Origin of the sequence: Phytobacter sp. V69 (assembly GCF_965644215.1) — a bacterium.
Taxonomy (GTDB): domain Bacteria; phylum Pseudomonadota; class Gammaproteobacteria; order Enterobacterales; family Enterobacteriaceae; genus Phytobacter.
This window is the reverse complement of record NZ_CBFFRL010000179.1, coordinates 1-9,624: the sequence shown is the minus strand read 5'-3', so window position 1 is coordinate 9,624 and position 9,624 is coordinate 1. Positions and strand designations below refer to the sequence as shown.

At 54.5% G+C, this 9,624-nt stretch carries 11 protein-coding genes and 1 other RNA gene; 8 read left to right on the top strand and 4 right to left on the bottom strand.

Annotated features, from left to right (window positions below; translation table 11 throughout):
- Positions 1-101 precede the first annotated feature (101 nt).
- A complete protein-coding gene (tesB, locus tag ACSZPU_RS20060) occupies positions 102-971 on the bottom strand; it encodes an acyl-CoA thioesterase II (RefSeq protein WP_499002431.1) in 870 nt (289 codons plus the stop codon).
- A 214-nt stretch (positions 972-1,185) separates the two neighbouring features.
- On the opposite strand from tesB, the gene ACSZPU_RS20055 reads away from it, so the two are divergent.
- The gene (locus ACSZPU_RS20055; protein WP_499002428.1) at positions 1,186-1,752 is read left to right on the top strand and encodes a YbaY family lipoprotein; all 567 of its coding nucleotides are present in this window, start codon (positions 1,186-1,188) and stop codon (positions 1,750-1,752) included.
- A 38-nt stretch (positions 1,753-1,790) separates the two neighbouring features.
- Here ACSZPU_RS20055 and ACSZPU_RS20050 read toward each other — a convergent pair whose 3' ends face one another.
- Complete coding sequence (locus ACSZPU_RS20050; RefSeq protein ID WP_499002425.1) at positions 1,791-2,102, bottom strand: MGMT family protein; 312 nt, start codon at positions 2,100-2,102, stop codon at positions 1,791-1,793.
- A gap of 165 nt (positions 2,103-2,267) precedes the next feature.
- Here ACSZPU_RS20050 and ffs point away from each other — a divergent pair.
- Together ffs and ACSZPU_RS20040 are read left to right on the top strand one after the other, a co-directional pair.
- An RNA gene (ffs, locus tag ACSZPU_RS20045) (signal recognition particle sRNA small type) lies at positions 2,268-2,364 on the top strand.
- 98 nt (positions 2,365-2,462) lie between these two features.
- Positions 2,463-3,014, top strand: a complete 552-nt coding sequence (locus ACSZPU_RS20040) for a GNAT family N-acetyltransferase (RefSeq protein ID WP_499002422.1) — start codon at positions 2,463-2,465, stop codon at positions 3,012-3,014.
- Positions 3,015-3,036: 22 nt separating this feature from the next.
- On the opposite strand, the gene ACSZPU_RS20035 is transcribed toward ACSZPU_RS20040, so the two are convergent.
- Entirely contained in the window at positions 3,037-3,558 is a 522-nt protein-coding gene (locus ACSZPU_RS20035; protein ID WP_499002421.1) for an HI_1492 family protein, read from the bottom strand.
- Between the two features lie 367 nt (positions 3,559-3,925).
- Here ACSZPU_RS20035 and ACSZPU_RS20030 point away from each other — a divergent pair, with 367 nt between their 5' ends.
- The 5 genes from ACSZPU_RS20030 to ACSZPU_RS20010 all read left to right on the top strand — a co-directional run bounded on the left by ACSZPU_RS20030 (position 3,926) and on the right by ACSZPU_RS20010 (position 9,329).
- The gene (locus tag ACSZPU_RS20030; RefSeq protein WP_499002418.1) at positions 3,926-4,177 is read left to right on the top strand and encodes a hypothetical protein; all 252 of its coding nucleotides are present in this window, start codon (positions 3,926-3,928) and stop codon (positions 4,175-4,177) included.
- Complete coding sequence (locus ACSZPU_RS20025) at positions 4,174-4,392, top strand: hypothetical protein (RefSeq protein WP_041852481.1); 219 nt, start codon at positions 4,174-4,176, stop codon at positions 4,390-4,392. Before ACSZPU_RS20030 ends, ACSZPU_RS20025 begins: the two co-directional genes overlap by 4 nt.
- Positions 4,393-4,649: 257 nt before the next feature.
- Entirely contained in the window at positions 4,650-5,732 is a 1,083-nt protein-coding gene (locus ACSZPU_RS20020; RefSeq protein WP_499002415.1) for a LacI family DNA-binding transcriptional regulator, read from the top strand.
- 106 nt (positions 5,733-5,838) lie between these two features.
- Positions 5,839-8,913: a beta-galactosidase gene (locus ACSZPU_RS20015; protein ID WP_499002412.1), complete on the top strand. Its 3,075-nt coding sequence runs from the start codon at positions 5,839-5,841 to the stop codon at positions 8,911-8,913.
- 62 nt (positions 8,914-8,975) lie between these two features.
- Positions 8,976-9,329, top strand: coding sequence for a DUF1428 domain-containing protein (locus ACSZPU_RS20010; RefSeq protein ID WP_499002409.1), 354 nt, complete (start codon positions 8,976-8,978; stop codon positions 9,327-9,329).
- Between the two features lie 3 nt (positions 9,330-9,332).
- Here ACSZPU_RS20010 and ACSZPU_RS20005 read toward each other — a convergent pair whose 3' ends face one another.
- The gene (locus ACSZPU_RS20005; RefSeq protein WP_499002407.1) at positions 9,333-9,581 is read right to left on the bottom strand and encodes a flavin reductase; all 249 of its coding nucleotides are present in this window, start codon (positions 9,579-9,581) and stop codon (positions 9,333-9,335) included.
- Positions 9,582-9,624: the final 43 nt, after the last annotated feature.

Below are 9,624 nucleotides of genomic sequence, written 5' to 3'. Positions count from 1 at the left end.
AGACTCTCAGAGTCTGGACTGAGTACGCCCCTATGGGGCGTTATCAATGCCACCTGCTATGCAGGTGGTTTTTTACGGCTGTGATGTGAGGAGGGAAGGCGTCAGACCGCCGCATCTCGGTTGCGCATCACCCCTTCCTGCACGGTGGACGCAACCAATACGCCGTCACGGTTATAGAACTCACCGCGAACAAAACCACGCGAGCTGGATGCCGACGTACTCTCAACGCTGTAAAGCAGCCAGTCGTTCAAATCGAAGGGGCGATGGAACCACATTGAGTGGTCAATGGTGGCGACTTGCATCCCTTTTTCAAGGAAACCGACGCCGTGCGGCTGGAGCGCAACCAGCAGGAAGTGGAAATCAGACGCGTACCCGAGCAGATATTGCTGAACGCGCAAATCTTGCGGTAGCGTGCCGTTGGCGCGCATCCAGACCTGACGGGTCGGCTCGGCGACATGCCCTTTCAGCGGGTTGTGAAATTCAACGGGGCGGATTTCAATCGGCTTGTCACCAAGGAACTTCTCTTTCACCAGCGGCGGTAAAAATGAGGAAAGCTCACGGGCAATTTCCGTTTCGGATTTCAGCGATTCCGGCTCCGGCGCAGCAGGCATGGTTTTTTGATGCTCATAACCTGGTTCAGGTGCCTGGAACGAGGCCGTCATATAGAAAATCGGCTTCCCGTTCTGAATGGCGGCCACGCGACGGGCACTAAAGCTGTTGCCGTCACGTAACACTTCAACGTCATAGATAATGGGTTTTTGGCTATCGCCGGGGCGCAGAAAATAGCTGTGAAAAGAGTGTACCAGCCGGTCTGCCGGCACGGTTTCTTTGGCTGCGTACAGCGCTTGCCCAACGACCTGACCACCGAACACCTGGCGCAGGCCTAAATCTTCGCTCTGCCCCCGAAACAGACCTTCCTCAATTTTTTCCAGATTCAATAATGACAGCAGATTAGTAAGCGCCTGACTCATAGGTGTCCTCAATAAAAATAAAACCGACGCAGCGGATTCCTTGTTCAGTATAACCTGGAAATAAAAGTGGTCCGATGGGTGCAATAATCTGAATAAATGGGGGTTTGCAGGCAGATATCAGTGATATGTGCCACACTTGAACACGTTACGATGGTTCAACCACACATTCTGGCAGGAAACATTCTTGCTGGTGCATAGAAGATAAGGAGACCTCATGAAACTCGTGCACATGTTAAGTGGTTTAGCAGTCGCTGTAGCGCTGACTGCCTGCGCCAAGAAAGCCGCAGACATTCCCGTACCTGCACCGAACCCGCAGGTACCAGCAGAGAGTACCGCGGCGATAGCCCAGCCTAACGTTTCCGGTACGGTGTGGATCCGCCAGAAAGTGGCACTGCCGCCGAATGCGGTCTTAACCGTGACTGTTTCTGACGCCTCTATGGCCGATGCGCCGTCTAAAGTGATTGCCCAAAAAGCGGTACGTACCGAGGGTAAACAGGCACCGTTCAGCTTTGTCTTGCCGTTCAACCCGGCGGATATCCAGCCTAACGCCCGTCTGCTGCTAAGTGCGGCGATCATGATCGACGACAAAATGGTCTTTGTGACCGATACGGTTAAACCGATTATTAACCAGGGCGGTACCAAAGCTGACTTGACGTTGGTTCCGGTGCAGCAAACCGCGATTCCGTTACAGCCAGGTGGAGGGGCCGCAACAACCGTGCCTTCAACGTCACCGACGCAGGTAAGTCCTTCTGCGGCCACGCCTGCTCCGACTCAGATGTAATGATGTGCGTGCCTCCTCTCCTGCCGGGAGGGGAGGTTTTAGTAAATCCAGCGGTAGTGCTGCAAATCAATCTGCCCACTGCCGGATACTACAATACCTTCTGCCAGTAATGCCTGCCGCTGACGCTGTAAATCCGGTCCGCTTAATGAAATGCAGCCGTGGCGATTGACCACCCGGTGCCAGGGTAAGGTGCTGCCTTCCGGTAAGCGCTTTAACACGCCGCCGACCTGCCTTGCTGCACGCGGTGAGCCTGCCAGCCTGGCGACATCGCCGTAGGTGGTGACATACCCTTCCGGAATTGAGGCAATGATGTGCCAGACCCGCTGTGGAAAAGAATCGTGATTATCCATACTGCCTTCCTGACTGACGAAAGGTCAGCATAAACAGTCAGCTCGCGACTGTGAAGGGGGGATTGCGCAAGAAATCGGCATCCGTCAGAGTGCGGCTTGCAATTGTGGTATGGGACATGGATAATGCGCCAGCGCGTTGGTTAACAACGCTCTCAATGGGGGCTCTGTTGGTTCTCCCGCAACGCTACTTTGTTTACCAGGTCAGGTCCGGAAGGAAGCAGCCAAGGCAAAGGACGTGTGTGCCGGGATGTAGCTGGCAGGGCCCCCACCCATTTCTGGTACTGTTTCTCTCCTCTCTTTTCCTTGCCCTCTGCGTTGCTTCTGTTTTATGGTCAATTTAACGCCATTTATGCAGAAAGGATGCCTGTGACCACGCCGCACATAACCACCGAACGCTTACTCCTTCAGCCACTTGTCTCTGCCGATGCACAACACATTCAGCGTGTTTTTCCCCGCTGGGAAATCGTGCGTTATCTGGTTGGCACCATTCCCTGGCCTTATCCGGACGACGGTGCCGCACACTATGTGAATCATGTCGCGTTGCCTGCATCCGAGGCGGGGAAAGGATGGTACTGGTCTATCCGGCGTAAAGCGGAGCCTCAGCAGCTTATTGGCGTGATTTGCCTGATGGACGTACCCGATTGCAACCGTGGGTTCTGGCTGATGCCCGAATGGCAGGGGCAGGGCTTGATGAGCGAAGCCAGTGATGCGGTGACGCGTTTCTGGTTTGAGGAATTAGATAAAGAGGTGCTGCGCGCGCCGAAAGCGGCCGCTAACACCCGTTCAGTCAACTTCTCGCAGCGTAGCGGCATGCGCCTGGTTCGTCGTGAAAAAGCGCAGTATGTGGCGGGTGAACTGGACTCCGAACTCTGGGAGATCACCCGCGAGGCGTGGCGGCGTTTAACGCGCTAAGACTGATGTCTGAATCCAGGAATCAGAGATCGTCCCCGGTCACGGAGCTGCGCGATTTTTGAATTTCCATGATGTTTTCTGCGGAATAGATCAATGCCACGTTGCTCTCCGCGTCTTCATCACTGGTCATCAACAGCGAGATGTGGTTGTTGTCGAAATTAATAAACGCCGTCTTATTGGGATAAAGATCCACATCCTGCATCTCTTTTTGCGTAGAGTGCGCGGCGACGCCATATTTTTTCTTCAATGTCTCAAGGGTTTTCACGACGTCTTCATCGGGGATCACAATCGCGATGCGGATAAATTTATCGTTAACAAAAAACAGCGTGGCTTCGGTTTTTTTACCGGCAAAGGCAAAGTCTTCACAGCTATACATCTTGCCGATAGGTGCTTCTTCCGGCTCTTCCATTGTACAGTTCGCCTGCGCGATAACGGTGGAGGTAGATGTGCCGAATTTCATATCACGGTAGCCATCCGTTGCGAAGGCAGAGGTCGAAAAGGCCGCCATGGCCAACACTAACGATAATTTATTTTTAAAACGCATGTAAATCTGCCTTATTAAAATGATTGCCGGTGGTGATAATTAGCAGTTAAGGTTATTCTTAGTATCATCAGCGAGTTATACTAATCGCGACGAAGCGCAAGTAAAGCAATTTGCTGACACATAACACCTTCACCACCGAAGAAAACGCGCGCGTCATCACCCCGCTCAGGACCTGTGGTTATCCATTCGTCATCATTAATAATATATTGTCATATACCTGAAATATTAACTTCACTTAACTGTCATAAATGGCGGGTAAAATATTTGTGGGCATTTTTAAATTGTCATAAGCTTTTAATATAACTCTGGATCAGTATGTTAACTTCGTGTATTAATAGTTTGCTAACTCACACGGGAAGGGATAATCATGACCAGTGCGGTATTGAACGTCAAAATTGATCAGACGTTAAAAGAGAAGCTCCGTCATTACGCAGAAGAAAATAATGAGAACCTCAGTACAGCGACTGAAAAACTGCTGCTGCTGGCATTCCAGTCTGCTGAACAGGGTGGGGTATCGGAAGAAGATATCGATAACCAGCACCTCGAAGAAGAAAGTACTGCTCCATTAAATCCAAAAGAGATCAAGGCATTACGTAAACTTCTGAAGAAGAAAAAATGAACCAACAACTGCTCTCAACGGCCAGCAACTATTGCGAGGCCTGTGACCTGTTACGCTCAGGCTTTGTCAAACATGTTCGTCTGAACTGGAATATCGGTAGCGATGAGTTTTTTCGCATCGCTACTGACTGGTGTGATGCCGGCGCGAAAATAAAAAAAGAAGGCGATAGTTTCGTTATTTCTATAAAAGGGTTTCCAATTCCGCGCCAGCAGTAATTTTATTGTCATGAAACTGTCATTTAATTTGCACGCAGTTTTGTGATGATGACGCAAAATATAAATATGTTGTAACCATCTCATCATCATCACGGACGATGTTTACGACGAGCCTGTCTGGCTCGTCGACATTTCTTTTTCTGCCTTTTCATTTTTCTGACGCCGCATTGTGGCCTGCATGGCATTTCTTTCCCGTGCGTAACAGTTGCTGCAGTAATCAGGTACACTGGCTTGAAATCCGCCGCCAGATGAGTGCCATGAAAACCATTACTCTCTATGATGTCGCCCGACTTGCCGGGGTTTCTTACCAAACCGTTTCGCGGGTGATCAATCAGGGAAAGCACGTGTCGACGCGTACGCGGGAAAAAGTGCTGACGGCGATGGCGGAGCTGCACTACATCCCCAACCGTGGGGCACAGCAGCTGGCGGGGAAACGAACTAAAACGCTGGGGCTGCTAACCTCCGACCTGGCCCTGCATGCTCCCTCACAAATTGCCTCGGCGGTAAAATCTCGAGCCGCACAGTCCGGTGTAAGTGTGATCATCTCTATGCCCGAAGCGCAAGACGCGCAGGGATGCACTGCCGCGCTGCAGGATCTGCTGGCCCAGCGGGTCGATGGACTACTGATCAACGTCCCGCTGGATGATGAGCAGGCTGAGTCCGTATCGGTACTGGCAGGCCCGGTCCCTGTCCTCTTTCTTGATGTCGGCGAAACGGCGGCGGTCAACAGTCTGATTTTTGATGCTGACCAGGGTGCGCGTCTTGGCGCAGCACATCTGCTGGAGCAGGGGCATCAGCATATTGCATTGCTGGGCGGACCGCAGTCATCGGTCTCCGCACGGGCAAGAATGTCAGGCTGGCTGATTGCGCTGGAGGAGGCGGGATTATCGCCCTGTGGTTGTGAATATGGCGACTGGAGCGCGGCGTCCGGCTATGAAAAAGGGCATCTGCTTCTGGCGGCAGATACGCCGCCGCAGGCCATTCTGGTTGCCAACGATCAGATGGCGCTGGGGGTGATGCGTGTTTGCGTGGAACGGGGTTTAACCGTTCCGGGCCAGATTTCAGTGGTGGGATATGATGATACCGCCGATAGTGCCTGGTACTCACCGCCGCTCACCACTATCCACCAGGCGTTCAAAATCGCGGGCGAGCGTAGCGTGGAATGGGTACTTTCACGCCTTTCCAGCGACGATTTGACGGTCAGCCAGACGCTGCTGCCGGTGACGCTGGTGGAGCGAGCCTCAACCTCTCCGGTGACATCGATTAACGTCAGCGGTGAAACTCTGGCCAGACGCTTAAACGAGCTGGCGCAGCTCGCTGCACTGCTCGATCGTCGTTAAGTCTTTTGTGATCCCTTTCGCTTTGGCGCGCGTAAAACCTTTACGCCAGCGCCAATTCGGTGCATTGTGCATAAAATTGTGAGCGCTTCGCAAAAATGAGGTCGATATGTCTGTTTCCGCGTTAAGTTCGTTGTTCTCTCGTCGGGATTGGGAAAATCCGGTCATCACTCACTGGCACCGTTTACCGGCTCATGCGCCCATGTTCAGCTGGCGCGATCTGGGCGAAGCGCTTCATCATGAGATGCCTGCAACCCGTCGCTTACTCAATGGCGACTGGCAGTTCAACTTTTTCTCCTCGCCGGAGGCCGTTCCGGATAGCTGGATCAACGCAGATCTTGCCGATGCGGTGCGTATGCCCGTGCCGTCAAACTGGCAGATGCAGGGTTTTGATACGCCCATTTACACCAACGTCACCTATCCGATTGTGGTGAATCCGCCGTTTGTACCGCAGGAAAACCCGACCGGCTGTTACTCGCTCACATTTAATGTCGACGCACAATGGCTGGCGAACGGGCAAACGCGTATCGTGTTTGACGGGGTCAACTCCGCGTTTTATCTCTGGTGTAACGGACAGTGGGTCGGCTATTCCCAGGACAGCCGTCTGCCTGCTGAATTTGACTTAAGTAACATACTGGTGCCCGGCGAAAACCGCCTGGCGGTGATGGTGCTGCGCTGGTGCGATGGCAGTTATCTGGAAGACCAAGATATGTGGCGGATGAGCGGCATTTTCCGCGACGTCTCTCTGCAACATAAACCGCACACGCGCATTGCCAATTATCACTACACCACCCGGCTAAACGCGGAGTTTAGCCACGCGCAATTGCAAACGGAGGTTGAGCTGTCCGGTGAGTTTGCTGGCTGCCAGGTGGCCGTTGCTCTGTGGCGCGGTGAAGAAAAAATCGCCGAGGCCCGCCAGGCCCCGGGGGGCGCGGTGGTGGATGAACGCGGTGCGTGGGCCGAGCGTTTAAGCGTTGCAATGTCCGTTGACCAGCCGCTGCTGTGGAGCGAGGAAACGCCTGAGCTGTATCGTCTGACCATTGCATTGTATGACGCTGAAAACCGTTTGCTGGAAGTGGAAGCCTGCGATGTGGGCTTCCGCCATGTGGAGATCAGCGAAGGGCTGCTGAAGCTGAACGGCCAGCCGCTGTTGATCCGTGGCGCCAACCGCCATGAACATCACCCGGAAAACGGTCAGGCGATCGACGAAGCCACCATGCGCCGCGATATCGAACTGATGAAGCAGCACAACTTCAACGCCGTACGCTGTTCACACTACCCGAACCACCCGCTGTGGTATCGCCTGTGCGATCAATACGGGCTGTATGTGGTGGACGAAGCGAATATTGAAACGCATGGCATGGTGCCGATGAGCCGCCTGTCTGACGATCCGCAGTGGTTTCCGGCGATGAGCGAGCGGGTGACCCGCATGGTGCAGCGCGATCGTAACCATCCGTCGATTATCATCTGGTCGCTGGGGAATGAGTCCGGCCATGGCGCGACGCACGATGCGCTCTATCGTTGGGTGAAAACCACCGATCCGACGCGTCCGGTGCAGTACGAAGGCGGCGGTGCCAACACTGCGGCGACGGACATTGTCTGCCCGATGTATGCCCGCGTCGATCAGGACCAACCGTTCCCGGCGGTGCCGAAATGGTCGATCAAAAAATGGGTCAGCATGCCGGACGAAACCCGTCCACTGATCCTCTGCGAGTACGCGCATGCGATGGGCAACAGCTTTGGTGGGTTTGCTAAATACTGGCAGGCGTTCCGTGCTTATCCTCGTCTGCAGGGCGGGTTTGTCTGGGACTGGGTTGACCAGGCGCTGACCAAAATTGACGAAAAAGGCGAGCCGTTTTGGGCCTATGGCGGTGATTTTGGCGATACGCCGAACGACCGACAGTTCTGTATGAACGGGCTGGTTTTCCCGGACAGAACGCCGCATCCGACACTGTATGAAGCGCAGCGCGCCCAGCAATTTTTCCAGTTCCAACTGATTGGTACCTCGCCGTTGGTGATTGATGTAACCAGCGAGTATTTGTTCCGCGCAACGGATAACGAGGTTCTGCGCTGGTCCATTTCCCGTGACGGCGACGTGCTGGCACAAGGCGAGGTGGCGCTGGCGATTGCTCCGCAGGGAACGCAGCGCATTGAGCTGAACTGCCCTGTACTGGACGCACAACCGGGTGATGTCTGGCTGAATGTGGATATTTATCAGTGCGATGCGACAAGCTGGTCACCGGCGCAGCATCACTGTGCCTGGGATCAGTGGCAGTTGCAAACCGCGCTGGCGTTGCCGGCAGAGAAAGCGGTGAAACCGCGGCCAATGTTACTGCGCGACGAGGCGCATTTCGCGATCGAGCAGGGTGGGCATCGCTGGCTGTTCAGCCGCACGAGCGGCCATCTGACGCAATGGTGGCGCGATGGGCAACCCACGCTCCTCACGCCGGTATGCGATAGCTTTACCCGCGCGCCGCTGGATAACGATATCGGCGTCAGCGAAGCCACGACAATCGACCCCAACGCGTGGGTGGAACGCTGGAAAGCGGCGGGAATGTATGACCTGACGCCAGTGCTGTTACAGTGCGGCGCGCAGGAGAACGCCCATGATGTGGTTATCGCCACGCGTCATGCCTGGCAGCACAACGGACAAACGCTGTTCATTAGCGAGAAAACCTGGCGAGTGGATGGCGATGGGGTTCTGCATGGCGACGTTCAGGTGCAACGCAGTCTGGACGCGCCGCCGCCCGCGCGCATTGGCCTACAGTGTCAGTTCGCAGAGGTGGCGGAACAGGCCAACTGGCTGGGCCTTGGGCCGCACGAAAACTACCCGGATCGTAAGCTGGCTGCGCGGCAGGGGCGTTGGACATTACCGCTTGCACAGTTGCATACGGACTACATTTTCCCGACCGAAAACGGCCTGCGCTGTGACACGCGAGCGTTGAATTACGGAGCCCATCGCCTGAGCGGCCAGTTCCACTTCTCTCTGAGTCGCTACAGCCAGCAGCAGCTGCGAGAAACCTCCCATCGCCATTTGCTGCGTGAAGAAGCCGGATGCTGGCTACAGCTCGATGCGTTTCATATGGGGCTGGGCGGAGATGACTCCTGGAGTCCGAGCGTCTCCCCGGAATTTATTCTCAGTGACGATGTGGTGCGTTACGCCTTCTGTTGGTCTCAGGACTAAACTTAGTCAGCCAGACGCGGCGGGAATCGTCCCGCTGCGTGGTTCACTTCGGAGGCTAACTCATGAAGTATGTCGATGGGTTTGTGGTGGCGGTTCCGGCAGATAAGAAGGAGGCGTATTTGCAGCTTGCGGCCAAAGCCGCCCCGCTGTTTAAAGAGTTTGGCGCCACGCGGGTGGTGGAATGCTGGGCGGACGACGTTCCGGCGGGAAACCTCACCGACTTTCGTATGGCGGTAAAAGCAGAGGATCACGAAGAGGTGGTCTTTAGCTGGATTGAGTACCCGTCTAAAGAAGTGCGCGATGCCGCCAATCAAAAAATGATGGCCGACCCCCGGATGCGTGAACTGGGCGATGAAATGCCCTTCGATGGCAAGCGCATGATCTATGGTGGTTTTGCCCCTCTGCTGGAAGAGTAATTCTCAGGACACTTTGGTAAATAATTTCTTGCGGTCGATGACATCGCCATCCGTGCGAAACAGACCCCCTCCGGCGTAGTGCAGGGTTTGCGGCCACGTCGGCTGGGGTTTTACCCGCGCGGCGACCACTTCAAAAATAAAGAAATTGTAGGTATCGACCATCGCGTCGTCATACAAACGGCATTCGAAATTGCCGTGGCACTCGGCGATAGACGGGGCGCTAGATAGTGTCGTCACGAGGATAAAAATCATTGATAATAGGGCCTTCTAATCAGAAGGCCCTATTATCATGACT